At 60.5% G+C, this 19063-nt stretch carries 17 protein-coding genes and 1 pseudogene; all 18 read right to left on the bottom strand.

What is annotated here, in order from left to right; genetic code table 11:
* Nucleotides 1–253, bottom strand: a 253-nt coding sequence (locus V7066_RS26070; protein WP_334185840.1) for a recombinase family protein, incomplete at its 3' end; no start/stop codon positions are given.
* 710 nt (nt 254–963) lie between these two features.
* Nucleotides 964–1479 carry a hypothetical protein gene (locus V7066_RS26065; RefSeq protein ID WP_334185839.1) on the bottom strand — a complete coding sequence of 172 codons (516 nt, stop codon included), beginning with the start codon at nt 1477–1479 and terminating at the stop codon, nt 964–966.
* A gap of 448 nt (nt 1480–1927) precedes the next feature.
* A pseudogene (locus V7066_RS26060) lies at nt 1928–3182 on the bottom strand (IS701 family transposase).
* A 212-nt stretch (nt 3183–3394) separates the two neighbouring features.
* Nucleotides 3395–3805 carry a DoxX family protein gene (locus V7066_RS26055; RefSeq protein WP_334185838.1) on the bottom strand — a complete coding sequence of 137 codons (411 nt, stop codon included), beginning with the start codon at nt 3803–3805 and terminating at the stop codon, nt 3395–3397.
* A 177-nt stretch (nt 3806–3982) separates the two neighbouring features.
* Entirely contained in the window at nt 3983–4906 is a 924-nt protein-coding gene (locus V7066_RS26050; protein WP_334185837.1) for a sugar phosphate isomerase/epimerase family protein, read from the bottom strand.
* Nucleotides 4907–4925: 19 nt separating this feature from the next.
* Entirely contained in the window at nt 4926–5882 is a 957-nt protein-coding gene (locus V7066_RS26045; protein WP_334185836.1) for a sugar phosphate isomerase/epimerase family protein, read from the bottom strand.
* A gap of 72 nt (nt 5883–5954) precedes the next feature.
* Nucleotides 5955–6728: a TIM barrel protein gene (locus tag V7066_RS26040; protein WP_334185835.1), complete on the bottom strand. Its 774-nt coding sequence runs from the start codon at nt 6726–6728 to the stop codon at nt 5955–5957.
* A gap of 150 nt (nt 6729–6878) precedes the next feature.
* A complete protein-coding gene (locus V7066_RS26035) occupies nt 6879–7394 on the bottom strand; it encodes a hypothetical protein (RefSeq protein ID WP_334185834.1) in 516 nt (171 codons plus the stop codon).
* Nucleotides 7395–7412: 18 nt separating this feature from the next.
* Complete coding sequence (locus tag V7066_RS26030) at nt 7413–8357, bottom strand: alpha/beta hydrolase (RefSeq protein WP_334185833.1); 945 nt, start codon at nt 8355–8357, stop codon at nt 7413–7415.
* A 47-nt stretch (nt 8358–8404) separates the two neighbouring features.
* Nucleotides 8405–8797, bottom strand: a complete 393-nt coding sequence (locus tag V7066_RS26025; protein WP_334185832.1) for a C-glycoside deglycosidase beta subunit domain-containing protein — start codon at nt 8795–8797, stop codon at nt 8405–8407.
* Between the two features lie 11 nt (nt 8798–8808).
* Nucleotides 8809–9819, bottom strand: coding sequence for a sugar phosphate isomerase/epimerase family protein (locus V7066_RS26020; protein ID WP_334185831.1), 1011 nt, complete (start codon nt 9817–9819; stop codon nt 8809–8811).
* Between the two features lie 196 nt (nt 9820–10015).
* The gene (locus V7066_RS26015; protein ID WP_334185830.1) at nt 10016–10966 is read right to left on the bottom strand and encodes a ThuA domain-containing protein; all 951 of its coding nucleotides are present in this window, start codon (nt 10964–10966) and stop codon (nt 10016–10018) included.
* Between the two features lie 49 nt (nt 10967–11015).
* Nucleotides 11016–12404 (bottom strand): MFS transporter, encoded by a 1389-nt coding sequence (locus V7066_RS26010; RefSeq protein WP_334185829.1) that lies wholly within the window; start codon nt 12402–12404, stop codon nt 11016–11018.
* Nucleotides 12405–12511: 107 nt separating this feature from the next.
* A complete protein-coding gene (locus tag V7066_RS26005; protein WP_334185828.1) occupies nt 12512–13291 on the bottom strand; it encodes a TIM barrel protein in 780 nt (259 codons plus the stop codon).
* A 109-nt stretch (nt 13292–13400) separates the two neighbouring features.
* Nucleotides 13401–15704, bottom strand: a complete 2304-nt coding sequence (locus tag V7066_RS26000; protein WP_334185827.1) for a TonB-dependent receptor — start codon at nt 15702–15704, stop codon at nt 13401–13403.
* 333 nt (nt 15705–16037) lie between these two features.
* Entirely contained in the window at nt 16038–17006 is a 969-nt protein-coding gene (locus V7066_RS25995; RefSeq protein ID WP_334185826.1) for a fumarylacetoacetate hydrolase family protein, read from the bottom strand.
* Between the two features lie 4 nt (nt 17007–17010).
* Complete coding sequence (locus tag V7066_RS25990; RefSeq protein ID WP_334185825.1) at nt 17011–17802, bottom strand: cyclase family protein; 792 nt, start codon at nt 17800–17802, stop codon at nt 17011–17013.
* A 103-nt stretch (nt 17803–17905) separates the two neighbouring features.
* The gene (locus tag V7066_RS25985) at nt 17906–19063 is read right to left on the bottom strand and encodes an alpha/beta hydrolase family protein (protein ID WP_334185824.1); all 1158 of its coding nucleotides are present in this window, start codon (nt 19061–19063) and stop codon (nt 17906–17908) included.

Below are 19063 nucleotides of genomic sequence, written 5' to 3'. Positions count from 1 at the left end.
GATCGCGGGAGATACGATCCAGCGCTTCCGCCAGTAGAAGATCGAACTTCCCTGTTCTGGCATCTTCGAGCAACTGCTGAATGGCCGGACGCAGCGTCACGCTCGATCCGGAAATGGCGGCGTCCATGTAGCTTGCGATCACTCGCCAGCCCTCGCGGGCGGCGTGCTCATGACAAATGCGCAATTGGTCTTCAATCGATGATGGGCTTTGCCGATCGGTGGAGTAACGGGCATAGAGCGCAGTGCGGATCATCAAATAACTCCCGACAGCGGAAGGCCATCATGCAAGCATGACGCCTGTTGTGCCCTTTCCCCCTACGCCTTATTGATCGCGGGCTTCGCTTGGTCCTGACGTGGAGCGCGTCGCGTTTAACTCGCGGGCGATCTGACGTCCGAGCAGGCGAGCAAGGCAAACCAAGGCGTCTCGAGTTCGGGCCTGCCGTTCGTCGGCCGGTTCGTGGACGCCCTCAATGTCCGCGCTAGTCTCCGGGGGGATCAACGCGCCCCCCTGTAGGTTCGCAGCCCAGCACAAGGCTTCTGGTTAGTGCACGCTTCCATGCGATGGTCTATGGTCACGCCCTTCAAACGGCGGCTGCCTTCAAGGGCGTCTCGAAGCGCAGTCAACCGAATGGTGCGGCAGGCGCCGAGTACCACTCCTAAAAGAGTGAAAGTGTCTAAACATCGGCGGAGAACAGACATGGGAAACCTGCTGTCGAGGGGGCGATCTTACAGGAATGGGGGGCTGCGCTTGAAATTCAAGAGGCTTCAAGACGAGTTCTTTTCTTTGAATTTTCCACCGTTGTTCCAAGGCGTGCACAGGCGTTTTGATGGCTTCGAAAATATTTTTTGACCAACTGACGAAGGTCATTTCGAAACGCATTTTAAGAAGAGCGCGATGTTCGTTCGTCGTTGTCCGACTTGTTATGCGCTGTCTAGCGCACGCTGGCCAGGAGCATTCGTTTGCTAAGTGCATTCAAATGAGCTTGCGGTGGAGAGACCCCGCAGCGACCAGTTTCGGCTGCGTTCGAAGGAAAGGCTCAGCATGCCCGTCACGTTGTCGCTGAGAGGACGGCTCAGGAAGCTCGACAGCTTTATCTTGCGCTGGCAAGGACGCAGGCTGCGATAGGGTCCGAGGTCGGTCACGTTCGGCCGGTTGGCGCCGTGCAGGTATGCAGCAAGGGTTCCGCGTGCATCGGGCACCTGTGGTATGGCGGGAATGGAAACTGCCGTTTCAGCTAGTTCGCTGAGCCGAGGACCGATCTCGGCACCCCCGATTCCGGTTACATTGCCGACAATGTAGAAGGGGATCGCCGGGTCGGGACTGATCCGCCGGTCTTCCTGCCGCAGGCGGCTCTTGCCGCGCAGGCGCGTCGTGCCGATACTGCTGTGCGCCGTGCCGTCAGCGTCCTCCGTGCTGGTCTGCCCGCTGGCCATGGCCTGGTAGCCTTGAAATTTCGCTTTGGTCGCAAAGTTCAGCACGGGCTGACTCGGCGAATAGCCAAGCCGTGGCGCAGGCTTCCTGCGCAAGCAGTTCGATCGACTGGATGCCGGCGAAAGAAAGGGTACTGACCTCGTTGGTTTCCAAGGGCGCCGTCCATTGATAGAGTAGACGAGGGGTGAGCCATCGGGTCCCTTGAGTTGTTCCCCCAAGCACCGGATCATGTCAGCGATGCTTGAAAGGCCCATGGCCCGCAGTTCCTGCGGGGCGAAGCGGCGAAGCGATTCCACGTCCGAGGTCGGCAACTGGTTACGCACTACGAGGTATTCGGAGATCAACCGGCGGCACGTCCTGTGCGGCCACCATGCTTCCCGTAAAAAACAGCATTGCATGACTGACTAGCACTACTTTGGCAGAAGTTTGCTGGTGTGTCTGATGAGGCTACATCCGCAGTGAGGGCATTGCTCCGGCGGTGGGCGAGACAGGCCGTCAAGGATGGCCTGGCGCACTGCCGGCAAGGTGGGTTGGGGAGGCGGGCCAAGGATTCTTTTTTTTCCGCCCCGCCTGAGCGAGCCTTCGGGACTGCAGAAAGGCGTAGGCCATCATCGACATCAAAGCATGGCGGTGAAGTCCAGTCCAGGATCGTCCTTCGAAGTGATCCAACCCCAATTCTTCCTTGAGTTGCTGATGCGCTTGTTCGCAGATCCAGCGCGCTTTGATCGCGCCCGCGAGAGCCTTGATCGGAGTGTCGCCGGGCAGATTGGAGAGATAGTATTTTCGCTCGCCATTCGAGCGATGCTCACCCACCAGCCAGGCTTCCTCACCTGGCATGTGCTGGGCCCCGGCAGAGCCGATCCGCTGAGGCGCACCATCGGCAATGCGCACGCGCATGGCCGCAAAGCGGGCCGTCAGCCGTCCCTTGGTTCCCTTGCGCCAACTGACCTGCCGCCACTTCGCGCTTTCGAGCATCGCGTGCGCGGCCATGGATTTGACGTCCGGCACATGCCGTACCCGAGGGCGACCGCGGCCTGCGACCGGGAAGATCAGTTGCACGTTGGCCGGATAGACCTTCTGGTGCCTGGGGATGCCGACAGCCCAGCAGAGGCCGCGTGTACTCAGCGCCTGCCGGAACGGAGCCGACAGCCCGTAACCGGCATCAGCCAGCACATAGCCGAAGCGCACGCCGGCAGCGATGATGCGATCGATCTCCTCGATCGCGATCTTGGGCTTGGTGCGATATTCCTGCAAAGGAGCAGGCACGCCCGACTTGTCCATGCGAGCGGTATCGTTTGTCCAGCTTTCCGGCAGGAACAGTGGCAAGCTCAGCATGAGCGGAACTTCGCTCGAAGCCAGCGTCACTGACACCAGCGTCTGACAGTTGGCATTCTTCCCGAGCGCCGTGGCATACTGCGGCGCGACGCCAACCGAGGCCTTGCCCTTCTTTGGCAAGGCAGTGTCGTCGATGATCAGCCAGGCTCTATCGCCACCAACCAATTCATCCGCCTGGCTCCAAGGTCGCTTCCAACGGGGCGCTGTCCCACAGACCGGCCCCGATGAAATGATGAAGCCGGTCATAAGGGATCGCATCCGAGCGGGCTGCCATGGGCTGGATGCTTTTGCGATCACCGGGTCCGATCAGACCAGCAATATAGGCTGGGCACATTCGACGCCGCGTCTTGTTCCCCAAGGCTTCCAGATAAGGCGCCAGCCAACGCTCAAGATCCGCCTGCCAGTCTTCGTCCATCGCCAGCCTCCGTCAAAGCTGGCTCCCCATGAATCACGCAATCAGCGACATGGGAATCCCAAAAATCATACTTCTGCCAAAGTAGTGCTAGGGCGTATTGACGTAGAGGCGCGAAATTCCGTGGAATTTTATCGGATTGGGGAAATCAACTGTTGGGCCGCGGAAAGGAACGCGCAATAGATCGGCGGCATTTAATGCAAGGTACCTGCCGTTTACTTACGGTCCGTCTCCATGATTCGGTGGCTTGATTGCAGGGCAAGGATCAGGGCGCAGATCAGGACAATGACGGCATTTTGCGGCAGCGACTGGACTTCACCCATCCACCCATGCATTGCCGCCGCGACCATTTGATTGAGCAGCAGGGCGACTGCGCCGACCCGCGCCGCCGTCGGTCGAGCGATCCCGATCAGCAGCAGGAGCGCACCCCCCATTTCGCTCCACCCAACGGCCCGGCTGACAGGTTCTGGCAGATAGACGGTCCAGGCGTGATGCTGCATAAGTTCGGCTAACGGCGCGAACGCCTTCATATAGCCGACGAACAGAAAGAAGAGCGCAAGCAGGCAGGAAGCAAAGATGACGCCTATCATCTTAAGGGTCTTATTGGAGCCTTTGTGGGAATGCATAAACTGCCTCCTCTCCTGTCCGGTCGTTGCCGGTTGATCGACCATGTCGGTCGCAAAACCGGCTAGTGTCGGTTCTAAGATCGCAATAATTAAAATAATATTCTAATTATTGCGATCCGGCGTCATGTGTCCGTCAAGACGTGAGAAACGGCTGATGAACGTGCTGCGGAAGCTGCCTCAGTCGTAGATTGGCCGCAGTTCATTGTCCAAAAAGTAGCGTGTCATCGCCATCGAAGCCAACAGGTCGGGGGAACCGTCATATTCGATCGAAATCCAGCCTTGGAAGGCATGCTGCTTTAGCAGGCGGTAAAGGCCCTTCAGATCAAGCTCGCCCTGACCGGGTTCCCAGAACCATCGTGTGCCATCGTCAGCGATTTCCGGATCCTGTGCATAGCGCACTTCATCCGGCAGCTTGGCAGAAGCCGTGTCCTTGAGGTGGAATGTGCTGATACGATCGTGGTAATCATCGTAGAACTTGAGAAGATCCTCACCCAATATCGCTATCTGAGCGGTATCGATACAGTAGTGAACCACCTTCGGATCGGTAGATTCGATTAGTTCGCGATGATTGGGGAGGTTGATTGCGCAGAAAAATTCATTGTGGAGGCCAATCTTCACCCCATGATCCGTCGCGTAGAGACCGATCTCGTTCATCACCTTTGCACATTGCTGCACTTCTTCCCGGCTTAACGGACCGGTTCCGTAATAATTTTGGGTGGGGCAGGTATTCATGTAGGTGCCGCCAAACTGCACGATCGTATCGACCGCTTCGCGCCCGGCCCGAACTGCCTCGTCGAAATGATCCACAGCATGGGAAGCGTGTGCGCCATGGAACATGCCGATTACCTTCACCCCGCGATCTTTGGCGAATTCGGCGAAGTTCTGAGGCGATCCGAACAGTGGTACGATGTCGGCCAAGTCCCAAGGCGCGATTTCGATTCCTTCAAAGCCCAATGCGGACTGATATTTCAATATATTATCCCAGTCCGAATAATAGGCGCTGTTGGTCTTGTCCTCATAGTAGAATTCGCGGAAATTATCGATCTGGCGGTAAGGGATCGCTTTCCAGTGGCACATGTTTGCATAGCGGATATTCGGCATGACGGAGGCTCCGTTCAATTTATTTCTGTAGCTGATTGAGCAGGACACGTGTCCGCAGCAATGCCCGGAACGGGTCCCTCGTCTGTCGGGCGCTACAGGTGACGGCGCCGCGATAGTCCAGCTTGCCGAGCAGGGCCGTGATCCCGACCAGGTCGACCGATCCAGTGCCAGGATCACGGAAAACCTGCGTAGCTCGCTCGCTGGGAAATTCGGGATTGGCGGATTTCCAGACCGCTTGCGTGTCGACGAAATCGGTATCCGTCAGATGTACGCAACCAATCCTGCCGATCTGGGCTTCGATGAAGGCGTCGACCGGGATGCCGGCGACAAAAAGGCTCGCCGTATCGACGTCCAGCTTCACCGTTTCGGGGAGGATATCTGCTAATGCCAAAATCCGCTCACCCCGGAACAGACTCCAGTATTCGTTGCGAAGTACGAGATCGATGCCGCTCTCTGCCGCGGTAACGGCAAGATCGGCCAGCAGCGTGACGGTACGCGCGGTGAAACTCTCCAGATCATTCTCTATATCGGGATGATATTGCGCCACCCGCCCATGGAAGGGGGACGGGCTGATAGCGAAATAGCGAGCGCCCAGATCTGCTGCATGGGCGATCGCTTCCTTGGCGAAGTGACCCGTGGCGCCAAAATAAAACTCCAGATTGGCGTTGCGCATGAACAGGTTGGGATCGAAAGTCACACCGCTGACCTGGCTGATCCCGCTTGCTGCCAACATGGCGCGATAACGGGTAGCGTCGCCATATTTGGTGTTTACGCAGTAGCGGTTGAACGGGACACCGCTGCGTCCGCCAAACTGCCAGACCGGCTCATAGGGAATTTCTATGCTTGAGAAGCCCGATGCAGCGATCAGCTTATATAGTTCTTCCCAGAAGTAACGGCTTTCGTAGCGGTTCCGGTTGGGTTCCTGATAGTGGCGATTGATCAGGTCGAGGCTGATCGCAAAATTTTCGGCATACATGTCGGATTTCCATTTAATCTGGCGCGAGCGATCGTCGCCCTTGCGTCCTCTTCGACTGAAAGCGTTTTGCCGTCAGCAGCCCAACTTTTGCCGCGTCAGCGCCAGGGACTGGTCCATGGGGAGGGTGGGGAAATATTCTAGGCCGATGGCACCCGAATAGCCCAGATCCTGCAAGGTCTGCATGACGTCGGCCCAGTCCAGACTTCCGGTGCCGGGTTCGTGCCTGTCATCTATGTCGGCGACCTGCACATGGGCCACCAGATGGATGCGGCCCGTGAGAACCTCAGCCATCGTCTCGCCCATGACCGCGCTGTGCCAAACATCATAGAGCAGGCGCAGATTGGGGCTGTTCACGGCCTCGACGAGATCAAGGCCAAGCTTTGTGCTGACCAGATACATCGCCGCGAACAATCGGGTATTTAACGGTTCAAGCAGGAGCGTGACTCCTGCCTCCTCTGCCACATCTGCTGCAGCACGCAGCGCGGCCACGGCATTGGCGAAATGCTCGTCCTCACTTAACCCCTCGATCCGAAAACCGGAGGCAACAATAAGGTCGGGCTTGCCCAGTTGCTCCGTGGCAGCGATTGTCTCGCGCACTGCAGCGACCATCTCGTCGCGTTCAGCCGGATCGACAATCGAACGACGCGGATCGACGCATACGCCAGTGAGTCGCATACCCGTCTCGGCCAGAGCGGTCGCCAACATGCCCACTGGCTTGTCGCGCCAGAGGTGAAATTCAGCCAGTTCAAAACCGGCCGCGCTTGCCGCGCGCAGCCGCGCGTCAAGTTCCCCAGATTCGGTGAACTGCCATTCGATACAGGATGAAAGTGGGTAGCACGCAGACATAGGATCTCCTTCCCATTCTACGGCCCCGTGGCACCAAGGGTGCTCGTATGCCTGGCGAGGTTGACCCCCGCTATTTTGTAGCGTTCATATCGCGGCGTTTGCGAATGAGGTCAAGTTACTTCGCAATATGAATGGCCTCAAACTTGTTCATCATGGTCCGTAAGATCCTTGGGTATAGCGCAGACCAGCACCATAGAAGCGAACGATGCCTGGGCCGTCGACCTGAACGCATAGCTGGAAACCCGCGCTTGTTTCGATTGCCGGGACGACAGAGAGATCGGTCCTTCGCCGGTCACACGCGGGGTAGAACTCCCGCCATTGTTCGGGGGGAGAGAACGGGACGGGGGTGCCGTCCAGCGCGACGTTGGGTTCGCAGACATGTTGCCGGTGCATACCCCCGTGATGAACGCAAACCCAACTGATCGCTGCGCCCTCGCTGGTTTCCCATAGTAGAGATACCTGGTCCACCAAGCCGCCCGCAGGCAACTGAAAAGGAAAGTGGAACCACACCTTGCGGTCGGGCCTCACGCGGAAGCTCGAGGAGAAGCCGCGATGGAAGCCGCCTGCAACGGACCAGTCCTTGTCATCGACAACATCCAACCATTCGGGACCGGTTTCCTGTACCTGAACGGCGGCGGGTGCCAACCAGATATCCTGAAAGTTCATCGCTATGCGTTCTCCGAACTATCGCGCTTTCAAAAAGCCATTTGCCTGCAGCCAGATCATGAAACTTTCGGTCCAACCCACGCTGGTCGTGCCCGGTTTTCCCAATCCAAAACCGTGCCCGCCGTTCTGATAGAGATGGAACTCTACCGGACGCCCTGCTTGCATCCAGGCATCGACCAGATCCGAACCCTGGCGAGCGAAGAAGTGATCGTCCGCAGCAAGCACGGCGAACATTGGCGGCGCGTCTTTGGGGACCGCTTTCGAAGTGAGGCGGCCGTAAATCGGCGCTATGAACGCGGGCCGCTCGCCCGGCTTGGCCTCGAGCGCCGTCGTTAGCGTAGTGAATGCACCCGCGGAAAAGCCCATCATTCCGATCCGGGTGGGGTCGATGCCCCAATCCTTTGCCCGTGATCGGACGAGCGTCAAAGCGGCGAGGCCATCGTCCCGCGCGAAACCCGGCGTATCCGAAGGGGGGCGCAATGAAGAGGGTTTGCCGCTACGGCCGGCCACCATTTCGCGCGTGAAGACATCGAAATTGCCGGGTGTCGGCACCAGTCTGTATTTGAGCACGAAGGCGGCAATGCCATGCTCGGAAAGCCAACGTGCCACTGCGAAACCTTCGTTCTCGATTGCCAGCCCCAGAAAGCCGCCGCCTGGAGCCACTATGACGGCTGTGCCGGTGGCTTTGTCCGGAGCAGGCAGGAACGGCGTGAGAGTAGCGGCAGAAACATTCCGCACGTTGATGTCGCCGTTCATGCGGAACCAGTCCTCTTCGGTAACATCCGGTGTTTGTGGACCGGTGCCGAGCGGGATAGCGTCTTTCTGCGGAGGGGGAATCATCCGCTCGAAAGTGAACGTCGGTGTTACGGTTGCCGGGCTATGGGTCTGTGCCGTCGCTGGCAAATGAATGCTTCCCAGAAAGAATGCGCAACTCAGCGTCAGGCTCAAGGCCTTCAGGTTCATATCTTTTCCCCCTCTTCTATGCGGCGCGTCTGCTTGATGCTTCTCCATCAGGCGGCGAGTTGCAGTTCGCGCCCGGTCTTCGTGGTCGGGACGAACGGCAGATAGGATACGCGCATGCGGACGGCGATCTCCACCTGGTGTCCGCCCTGAGCGAGCCCGCCTGCACGAACGACCGTCACCTTGGCCTTCTCGCCAAAGTTCCAGCGATCGTCGTAAACCGTCTCTATCTCGTCCAGCGTCCATGAGCGACCTCGCACCGAGAAGCGCACATCTTCGCGTTTGACCTGCTCGCCGTCGATGGCGATCGTGATGTCCTCGATCATCGAAAGACCAAGACCGCGATAATAGGGCAGGCGGGCGAGCAACGAGAACCCGGTCGTCTCGCCGTTCTCAACGACGTTCTCGAAGCCCTCGTCGCACAGCATCATCTTGTCGAACATCTATGATCTCCTCAGGCCGCCAGGGCGGCAGGGTTGGGGGCACCGATCAGGCCTTTGAGCATTTCCTGCTGGCGACGTACCTGCTCCACGGAATCGACTTCGTGGGCGTCCTCGATCCAACGGTTGCCTTCGTATTCCGAGCAGATGTAGCCCTTGTAGCCGCCCTGCTTCAGTACCCGGACGATCTCGTCGTAGGGAATGGAGGGTTCCACCAGGTCCTCGTCCATCTGGTAGAACTTGCCGTGGACGTTGTGGATGCGGTGCATGTAGTCCAGCATCCGCTTGGGTTCGAAAGCGGCGTTGTGCCGCAGCGTCTCGGCCATGCCCAAGGCAGGTCCTTCGCCGCCCATCTCGCGCACGTTCAGGATCACGTACTCCGAAAGGACGCGGTCCTCGTAGGCCTTTTCGATGTAGTCGGCGATGTTGCGCGGCACGCCGTTGCGGATGAAGCGTTCCTTCCAGACCGGCGGGAACTTGAACAGAAACATGCCCATGTCCGGCAGGAAGCCCAGGGCATCGGAGCCCGACTTCTCGAAAGCCTCGGCATGGCGGATGATCCAGGGGTGGTCGAAGTGCAGCGGTGCGTGAACCTCGATCAGGATCTTGATATTCTTCTCTTCGGCGTAGGGGGCCGCCGCGACGAGCACTTCAGGTGCGATGGAGACGAGCGCGCGGATGTACTTCATGCCGAGCCGGGCACCGAAGTCGATGTCCTTCTTCACGCTGGCGACCTGTTCCTCGAAAGGCATCGGGCGGCCCTTGTAGCGCTTGTAGTCGAGCATGAAATCGTGACTGACCGCCGTGGCGCCGTACTTCTTGATCAGTGCGTGCCATTCCTCAATCCGCGCTTCATCGACACGCGCTTCGGGCCAGCCCCAGAAGGTCTGCTCGCCGATGATCTCGATGCCCAGCGCGCCCATTTCGGCGCAAGTGCGGAAGCAGTCCTCAAGGGACATCTTGCCCTGGAACGTCTCATGCTGGAAGCTGTAAAGGCTGACGCCTCGCTTGATATCGCTGCTCATTGTTCACTCCGAAGGGAGAAGACCTGCGCTTCCAGGCGCAAGCGTGTGACGGGACGGCGTTGAGCCTATCAAAGCCGCGACAGGGGCAGTCCCCCGTGCGGTTCCGACATGATGTCAGGTTCGCCGCGGGCGGGGCGATTGCCCGTGCTTGTGGGACCGGCAAGACATGCGCTCCGACTGGATAGATATCCGTGCATCACTGCGTAGGGTAATCCTTGGCTTCCTCGGGAACTGGCAGGGTAACCTGGCCCGTAGCGGCCCATTCGGTGCCGCGCAGTATAAGCGACTGCAGTCCGGCGAAGTGAAGCGAGACTTCATCATGGCCGAGGGTCATCGAAAAGACGCGGCCCTTGCCGTAGTCCGCCGTCCAGACCTGCGGATGGTCGGCATCCATTCCCTTCATGGCCTTCAGCTTTTCCGGCGTGTAAGCGGCTGCCGGGTACTTGTGACCGGCGATCTTGGGGTCGTAGCTGGCGGAAGCATCGCGTGCGGTCGCCAAAACATGGATCTTGGCGTCGGGATCCATCTTCATGTTGGTGTACATGTCATCGTTGTAGGTCCAGACGTACTCGCGCATGCCGGCGGTTATCGGGTGCTCGCGATCGACGATGTGAACCGGAAACGCGCCGGGCGGCGAGCGTCGGCTCGAGCCGGGTTCCATGACGGCCCCCACGAGCCGCCGATACTCCGGCCAATTGGCGCCGAACGTGAAGGAGGAGTGATAAGCCACTAGCCCGCCGCCCTGCTTCACGTAATCGAACAGGGCCTGTTCGGCGGATTTCGACCAGCGATGCTCCTGCGGGTCCGCATAGTTCCACCGGCTGGAGTAATTCAGTAGGACCACATCGTAATTCTTGAGCGTGGCGAGATCGCCGTTGTCGAAGTCTTCCGTGACGCGCACGTCGAACCGGCCGGTATCGTGCATCATGGTGCGCAGCATGTTGTTCACGCCGGTCCAGTCGTGCTCGTAGCTGTTCTGGCCGCTGATGATCAGGACCTTCAGGCGCTTTTCTGCGGGGTCGACGGGGATGCCTACCCGCTGCACGGTTTCCGGCGGGCGATACTTGATGTTGACTATGACTTGCGATGCAGCGGGGGCGGCACTCACGGCCAATGCGATTGCTGATCCAAGCACTGCGCGTTTCATCTTCATTCTCCCCTTGTCTTGCGATGATGCTTATCGAGCGTCTTGCGGCTCAGGTTCGCGCGGAAATCTCGTCCCGGATGCGACCGTGCAGCCCGTCCATCGGCCAAAACATCATGATCGCGATCTGCAGGACCATGATGCCAATCGGCCAGCCGTAATAGGACCAGCGGATCGCTGCGCGGGCGCCATCGGTGACGGCTTTGGGATCGTAGCCCGCGATGCCCAGGACATAGGCGATGATCGCCGTGCCGAGCGCCATGCCGATCTTGGTGGAAAGACTGATGCCGGAGGACAGCAAGCCCTCATTGCGGGTTCCGGTGAGCCATTCGTGATAGTCCACGGCGTCTGCGGCCATCGTGAAGATCGCGGTCATGGTCAGGCTTATGAGGATCGCCGCGACCAGGAACAGGCCGAGGAACAGGACGTGTTGTCCCTCCAGTGCGGGAAGTGCGGCGTGGATCGCGATTCCGGCCAACAGCGCGCCGATGCAGCCCTTGCGAATTCCGGTCCGCTTGAAGACGAACGGCGCGATGAAGGCGCTCAGTAGGAGCGTGCCGGAGACGGCAGGCAGCAGGATGCCGATCATCCAGGGGGCCTTCATCACTTCGATCGCAAAGAACGCGGTGACGGAAATCACGCAGCCGAAGCGCAGGAAGTTCAGCGTGCAGAACAGGAAGGTCACCAGCCAGGCCCGATTGCCCACCATGGCGCGGACCTGCGGCCAGATTGCAGTGCCACGCGGCACTTCGTCATGATACCGCTCCTTGCAGTTGAAGAAGAGGTTGAGGAGCGCGGCCAGTGTCAGGGCGGCGAAGATGCCGGCGGCCAGCGCGAAGCCCAGTCGCTCGTTCCCGCCGCCGAGCAGGCCGACCAACGGCATCGTGGCCGCCGTGGCGAGGATGACGGAGATGGAGGTGCCGATCGCACGGGCGCTGCCAAGCTGCATGCGATCGCCATGATGCCTCGTCATCATCGGCATCAGCGCCGAGAACGGGACGGCAAGGAACGAGTAGAGAATGCCCAGCAATGAGAACGTGACATAGGCATAGGCCAGACGCGCACCGACCGAACCGTCAATGGTCGTGAATGTCAGAACCAGCAGGATGCAAAAGGGCAGGGCGGTGAAAAGGAAATAGGGGCGTGTGCGCCCCCAGCGGCTGCGAGTGCGGTCCACCAGCAGGCCTACGCCCAGGTCCACACCGGCGTCGAACAGGCGGGACAGCAGGAACAGCGTGCCCACCGCCGCAGCCGGCAAAAGTGCGACATTCGTGTAGAAATACAGAAGGAAGGCGCCCACTGCGTTCCAGCTCAGGCCGCAGGCGAAGTCGCCCAGTCCATAGCTGACTTTCTCCAGCGGACGCAGCCGATCGCTCGACGTATTCGCAGCGGGCGCAGCTCTTGCGGGCATGACATCGGCAGTCGCGGTCGCAGTCGTCATAAGGCATCCTCACCGTTATGTGCAGGGTCCTCGCATCGGGACCATCGGATCCCGCCGGGTTCGGCCTTTGCGGCTTTTTCCCGGCGGGACAAGGCAGGGCACGGACGTCAGAGTCCGGTGGCGGCGCGAACTTTTGCGATCGATTCTTCGGCCGGGAGGGTGGGCAGGTATTCCAGCCCGATCGCCCCTTCGTATCCGAGCTTGCGCAGCTTGCCGACCGTCTCTGCCCAGTCGATGGTGCCGCTGCCCGGTTCGTTGCGGCCGGGATTGTCCGCGAACTGCACATGGCGGACCAGATGAATGCGGCCTTTCAGCACGTCTTCCATGTCCTCGCCCATGACGGTGGAGTGGAAAACGTCGTAGAGCAGACGCAGGCTTGGGCTGTTCACCTCCTCGATGATGTCCAGCGCCAGCGTGGTACTGGACAGGAACATGCCGGGATGCGTGACGACCGTGTTGAGCGGTTCCAGCAAAAGGACGACACCTGCCTCCTCCGCGAGCGCGGCGGCACGTTTCAGGGCCTTGACCGCCTCGGCGCGCTGCTCTCCAAGATCGACGCCCTCGCGGGTAAAACCGGAGGCGACGACGAGGGGCGGGTTGCCCAAGATCTTCGCGGTTTCGAGCGTGGCCTTGATCGCGTCGAGGAATTCCTCATGCTGCACCGCGTCCACCAGGCTGCGGCGCGGTTCGACGCAGAAGCTGGTGAGCGTAAGGCCCGTTTCGTCGAGCGCGGCCTTGATGTCCTCGATCGGCTTGTCGTTCCAGAGATGGAATTCGACACCGCCGAGACCCGCTTCCTTGGCTGCACGGATGCGATCCGCGAAATCGGGCGCTTCTTCCTTGAAAAGCCATTCGATGCAGGCCGACAGGAACATCTTCTTCTCCAATGCAAAGCGCCTTGCAGGGATGAAGGCTGGGCACGGTCCTTGTAAGAGGACGGTTCCGCCGGCCTAGCCGGAACCGTCCATTCGGGATCAGTGTGTCAGGTGTCTCCGATCAGAAGCGCATGGTGCCGCGAATGCCGTAAGTGCGCGGGGTGCCATAGACGTAGTTGATCAGCAATTGCCCGCCCGCATTGACATATCCGGCGAAGGCATAAGGCCGATAGTCCTCGATGTTGCGGACATAGGCCTGGACGCTGAACTTGTTGCCGGGCAGAGCCCAGTCCAGGCTGAAATCGGTCTGCGTGAAAGCCTCCTGACGCTCGGCCAGCTGGTTGCCGGGTTGCAGATAGTAATCCGACTTGAAGCGGCTGAACAGGCTGGCGGTGATCTTGTGATCGCCGATATGGAAATCGTGATCGTAACCAAGCGCGATCGTCCATTTCGGCGACTGCACCGGACGGTTGCCGCTGAGATCGAAGGGCTGCAATCCCGGCGTATTGGGATCGCTGTCCGTCAGGGTGCCGCTGAGACCGAGAAGGTTGGCCTGGAACTTGGTCAGCTTGGCGTTGAGGTAGTTGGCGGTCAGCGTGAAGCGGTCGTTGGACGAGAGCAGGATAGTGGTATCCGTCTCGATACCCCAGACCCGCGAGGCACCGGCGTTGACGACTTCGGCACCGACATTGGTGTCGAGGAAGATCGGGATCTGCTGATCCTTGTAATCGTAGTAGAAGGCTGCCGCGTTGAACTGGATCGTCCGGTCGAGGAAGCTGTTCTTCGTGCCGATTTCGTAGGAGGTCAGCTTCTCGGCGCCGAACGTACCTACGTTGTCGAAACCGCCTGCCTTGTAGCCAGTGCTGACCTTGCCGTAGATCAGATGATCGGTGGCCGGGGTATAGTCGAAGCCCAGGGTCCAGGTGAACTGGCCGTCATCCAGCGGCGTGGGATTGAAGGCCACCCTTCCCGGACGCGTGGTGTCGTCCTGGGCAGGGGGCGTGGGGCCGCGGCCGAATTGTGGGCCATAGTTGATGAAGAGGGCGTTCTTCTTGTCCTTGGTGTAGCGCATGCCGCCGGTGACGCTCAGCTTGTCTTCCACCAGCGGAACGGTGACCTGCGCAAAGCCGGCCAGCGACTTGTTCTTCACGTAAGGACGATAGAAGTAGTTCAGATAGCTGCCGCCCGCCGCCAGTGGCAGGAAGAGGCCCTGCGCCATGTACTGGTCTTCGTGGAAGTAGAAGGCCCCGACCTGATAGATGACCCCGCCCTTGTCGCCGCCGGACAGGCGGAGTTCGTGGCTCTGGGTTTTCGAGTTCTTTTCGTAATTCTGGATGAAGATCGTCGGAACGAACCCGTTCAGCGGCTGGCTCACGTCGGACTTCACATTGCGGTAACCGCCGATGTAGCTCAGAGTCCCGATCGAGCCGACGTCCACGTCCAGGCGGCCGCGCACGGCATATTGTTTGATACGGGTGAAGCCCAGATCCCCCAGCGGGAAGGATTTTTTCGGCGGATCGAACCGCAGGTTGCGGGGAACGCCTCCGTTTTCGAACTGCGGCGTCGATGGGATGGCGTCGACAATGCCGGAGGCATAGGCGGGGTTCGTCAGGACGCCGTTGACGGCGATGACCTGACCGTATTGTGCGACGCCTGTGGTATCGACATCGACATACTCACCGGCCAGATAGGCGCGAACGCCTTCCACGGGTTCGGCGTAGATGGAGAGGCGGGCGGCATCGGTATTGCCAGCACTGCCGCGCCCGGCCGGGGCATTGTTGAAATAACCGTCATGCTCGGTATGCATGCCGCTGGCGCGGATGGCCACTTTGTCGCCGAGCGGAATGTTGATGGCCGCTTCGCCGGTGATGGCCTCGAAATTGCCATAGCCTCCCGTGGCATAGCCGGAGAATTCACCCAGACGCGGCTTGGCGGCGACGATGTTGAGCGCGCCCGCCGTGGCATTGCGGCCATAGAGCGTACCCTGCGGCCCGCGCAGCACTTCGATGCGTTCCAGGTCGAAGAAAGTGGCGTTGAGGGCGATCGGGCGATTGATGTATTCGCCGTCGATGTTGATCGTCAGAGCCGGATCGGCAGTTTCGCCGTGGTCCTGGCTGGAAATACCGCGCACGGTGATCTTGGTATACTGGGTATCGTTGGTGATTCCAAGGTCAGGCGCCAGTCGCGCCAAGCCGTTGACGTCGCTTACACCGGCTTTCAAAACGGTTTCACTGTTGAAAGCGCGCATTGCGATCGGGGTATCCTGGATGTTGGTAGCGCGCTTCTGAGCCGTGACGATGATTTCGCCGATGCCGATTGACTGTTCTCGGGCTGGCGCATCTTCCTGCGCTTTCGCTGATGTCGGAACGGTCAGGGCCGCTGCAGTGCCCACCATAAGGAACGACGCATATCGCGATACAGTCATAGATCCTCCCCTTCAGCCTCGCTTCATGCTGGTCTGAATTACAATCCTTGTTTTAATTACAGATGGGGTGGTCGTCAAGTTTCGCGTTTTCAACTAATATCGTTATAAAACAACTATATAAATATAGAATGTCGCTTTTCTTTCAAGCCGATTGCGGCGGCTTCTGATGCGGTGCGAATCACAATTTAGCTATGATCTTGAGGCACGCGCCGATGCCCTGTCGGCGGTAAGACGTGTCAGCGCGCAGCCCAACAGGTAAAGAAGCGGCCCGGCTGTCGCCGGGCCGCTTCCAAAGAACAACTTCCGTGCGGGAGAATGGTCCGGAAACGACCGCTATCCGGTCCTGACGACCGACACGCATTGGTCGATCCTCCCGAACGGTGACTGGTTGGATGCGGTGCGGGCTTCCATGCGGATGGTATCACCGCATGCCATGAACGGCGTTGTCGGCTTGCCGTCGCGGATGATCTCGATGGCGCGCACTTCGGAGATGCAGCTGGAGCCGACTTCGGCGTAATTTGCGTTGGAGACGGTGCCGGAGCCGATGATGGTGCCGGCCACGAGCTCCCTCGTACGCGCGGCGTGGGCAATGAGATCGTGGAACCCGAAGTCCATCGCGGCGCCGTTGGCTCGTCCGAAGGGCCTGCCATTCCATTCGACGGTGAGGTCCATGCAGACGCGTCCGTCTCGCCAGGCCTCGCCCAGCGCTGTGGGTGTGACCGCAAAGGGCGCCATTGAACAGGGCGGTTTGGCCTGAACCCAGCCAAAGCCCGTCTTCATCTCGACTGGCGCGATGGCGCGCAGCGACCAGTCGTTGATCTGCACAACCAGTTTGATGTGGCCCAGCGCCTGCTCGGGTGTGATGCCCATCGGAACCCTGTCGACGATGACGCCGAATTCGCCTTCGAAGTCGATGCCATCCGCCTCGTTGGCGAACGGTACGGGATCGCCCGGGCCATAGAACCGATCCGACATACCCTGGTACATCAAAGGGCGGTCGGTCTCGATCGGCGGCAGGTTGAAGGCGATCTGCATCAGTTCGCCGTGCGTGCCGAAGGCCGAGCCATCGAGCCATTGCCAGGAACGCGGCAGCGGTGCGCGCAGCAGTGCGGGATCGAAGGCTTCGCCGTGGCCTGCGTTCACCCGTTTGGCCAACGCAAACAGCACCGGCTCGGCCGCGCGCCAGTCGGTGATGGCGGCCAGCAGGTTCGGGATATCCGCTGCGAGCGCCCGCGCGCCATCGGCAGAGACGACCACCAGCTGTCCGTCGGGCGACCCGTTCGCTATGGTTGCAAGCCGCATTCGCTCAGTCCTCGAAGATCGCGACGGCGCGGGTCCAGCCTGCAGACGCGCCCTTGATCTTGTGCGGGAAGCAGGAGACCGTGAAGCCGTGGCCGGGCAGCACTTCCAGATTGTGCAGCTTTTCGAGGTGGCAATAGCCGATGTCGCGCCCCGCCTTGTGGCCTTCCCAGATCAGCGAGGTGTCGCCGGTTTCCTTCACCTTCTGGGCGGTGTGGCTGAACGGTGCATCCCAGCTCCAGGCATCGGTGCCGGTTACGCGCACACCGCGCTCGGTCAGGTACATCGTCGCCTCGTACCCCATGCCGCAGCCCACGTTGACGAAGTCGGGGCGGCCCAGCGCCTTGCCCGCTGCGGTGTTGACCAGCACGATGTCGAGCGGCTGCAGATCGTGCCCGATCCGCGCCAGTTCGGCCTCGACGTCCTTGGCAGTGACCACGTAGCCGTCAGGGAAGTGCCGGAAATCCAACTTCACACCAGGCTGGAAGCACCATTCGAGCGGCACCTCGTCGATGGTGATCGAGCGCTCGGGCTTGCCGTCCTTGCCGTTCATGGTCGGGTGGAAGTGATAGGGCGCATCGAGGTGCGTGCCGCTGTGGGTGGTCAGCCTGACCCATTCCGACGCCGCGAAACCGGCGCCGTCGGGCGTATCCGCGGCGGTGACGCCGGGGAAGAACATGTCCAGTTCGCCGGCCGTGTCCATGTGGGTCTGGTAGGTAATTTCGGGTTTCAGGAACGGCGGGTCACTGACCACGTCGTTGCAGAGCGTGATCGACAGATCGACGAAACGGCGGGTCATGGGCATCCTTCCTTTATTTTGTTGACGCGCCGCCCCGGAGGAGAGGGTGGGGCGGCGCGCCGTTTTTGCCGGCGGCATTCCGCCGCCGGAAGCTATGATCCGCTCAGGCTGTTCTGCTACCCAGCGTCTCGGCGAACCAGTCCGAGATCAGATCGCGGCCATAGGCCATGTTGTCCGCCCCGACGTGCTCGACGCCGCCTTCGCGGGGCGTGAAGATCACTTTCTCCCGGCGCGGCGAATTGACCAGCTGGTCATAGAGATCGTCGGCGTAGCCCACGCTGATCTGGCGATCGTTGGCGCCATGGGTGACGAGGAACGGCACGCGGATAGCATCCATGTGGCCATTGAGGTTCATCGCTTCGGATTTCGCCAGGAAGTCCTCCTGCCCCTCTGCTCCGAACGCCCAGTGCACGTGCGCCCAGTAGTGCGGCACAGGATTCTCGCCCTCGCGCGCCATGCGCTTGTCCTGCACTTCGCGCCAGTTGTGGTTGGCGCCCCAGACCGCGCCGCTGGCAAAGCGCGGCTCGTAGGCAACGGCGCGCGGCGCGAAGTGACCGCCGAGCGAGATTCCGGTCATGCCGATCCGTACTGGATCGACATCCGGCTGCTGCTCCAGCCAGTCGACCGCCTTGCTCGCCCAGCTTTCCGAATGCGGATCGACAGGCAGGCCTTGCAGGCGCAGCGCCTCGCCCGAACCGGGCTGGTCGACGCAGAGCGTGGAAATGCCGCGCCGCGCCAGTTCTTCGGGCAGGCGGGTCCAGTAGAGCAGTTCCTTGCAGCTATCGAGACCGTTGCAGAACACCACGACCGGCTTTGGCCCTTCGCCGGGCGCACGGGTGAACAGCGCGGGCATCGTGCCGGTCTCCAGCGGGATTTCCACGCGCTCGCGGTTGAGCTTGCCCAGTTCGGTCGAGCGGTCGAAAGCCTTGCGCGCCCTTGCATACGTCTCCGTGCGGCCAGGGTGCCCGTGGCCCTGCATACGCTCGGCGGTGATGAGATAGAGCGAGGCGCGCTCCAGCTTGTTGGAGGCGGAGAACGCACGGCCCTTCGCCTCGTCCTCGGCGGCGAGATCGAGGAGCTTGTCGCCCATCGCCGCCCAGGCCTTCATGAACTGCGGGGTTCCGGCATCGGCACCGTTCGCCGCCGCATCGCGGATCGGTTGGCACATGTCGATGATCTCGCCGAGCTGCGCGCCCGATTCCATCGCGATCGCGACCGACAGGTTCCAGATGTAGTTCGGGAAATATTCGAAGAGGGCCAA

Source organism: Novosphingobium sp. (assembly GCF_036820275.1).
Taxonomy (GTDB): Bacteria; Pseudomonadota; Alphaproteobacteria; order Sphingomonadales; family Sphingomonadaceae; genus Novosphingobium.
The sequence above is the reverse complement of the archived record's forward strand: the minus strand, read 5'-3'. Positions and strand labels throughout refer to the sequence as shown.

Coding starts and splice junctions, on each gene's coding strand:
- V7066_RS26055 (WP_334185838.1), bottom strand. CDS start 3,805: ATGCATTCCCACAAAGGCTCCAATAAGACCCTTAAGATGATAGGCGTC.
- V7066_RS26050 (WP_334185837.1), bottom strand. CDS start 4,906: ATGCCGAATATCCGCTATGCAAACATGTGCCACTGGAAAGCGATCCCT.
- V7066_RS26045 (WP_334185836.1), bottom strand. CDS start 5,882: ATGTATGCCGAAAATTTTGCGATCAGCCTCGACCTGATCAATCGCCAC.
- V7066_RS26040 (WP_334185835.1), bottom strand. CDS start 6,728: ATGTCTGCGTGCTACCCACTTTCATCCTGTATCGAATGGCAGTTCACC.
- V7066_RS26035 (WP_334185834.1), bottom strand. CDS start 7,394: ATGAACTTTCAGGATATCTGGTTGGCACCCGCCGCCGTTCAGGTACAG.
- V7066_RS26030 (WP_334185833.1), bottom strand. CDS start 8,357: ATGAACCTGAAGGCCTTGAGCCTGACGCTGAGTTGCGCATTCTTTCTG.
- V7066_RS26025 (WP_334185832.1), bottom strand. CDS start 8,797: ATGTTCGACAAGATGATGCTGTGCGACGAGGGCTTCGAGAACGTCGTT.
- V7066_RS26020 (WP_334185831.1), bottom strand. CDS start 9,819: ATGAGCAGCGATATCAAGCGAGGCGTCAGCCTTTACAGCTTCCAGCAT.
- V7066_RS26015 (WP_334185830.1), bottom strand. CDS start 10,966: ATGAAACGCGCAGTGCTTGGATCAGCAATCGCATTGGCCGTGAGTGCC.
- V7066_RS26010 (WP_334185829.1), bottom strand. CDS start 12,404: ATGACGACTGCGACCGCGACTGCCGATGTCATGCCCGCAAGAGCTGCG.
- V7066_RS26000 (WP_334185827.1), bottom strand. CDS start 15,704: ATGACTGTATCGCGATATGCGTCGTTCCTTATGGTGGGCACTGCAGCG.
- V7066_RS25995 (WP_334185826.1), bottom strand. CDS start 17,006: ATGCGGCTTGCAACCATAGCGAACGGGTCGCCCGACGGACAGCTGGTG.
- V7066_RS25990 (WP_334185825.1), bottom strand. CDS start 17,802: ATGACCCGCCGTTTCGTCGATCTGTCGATCACGCTCTGCAACGACGTG.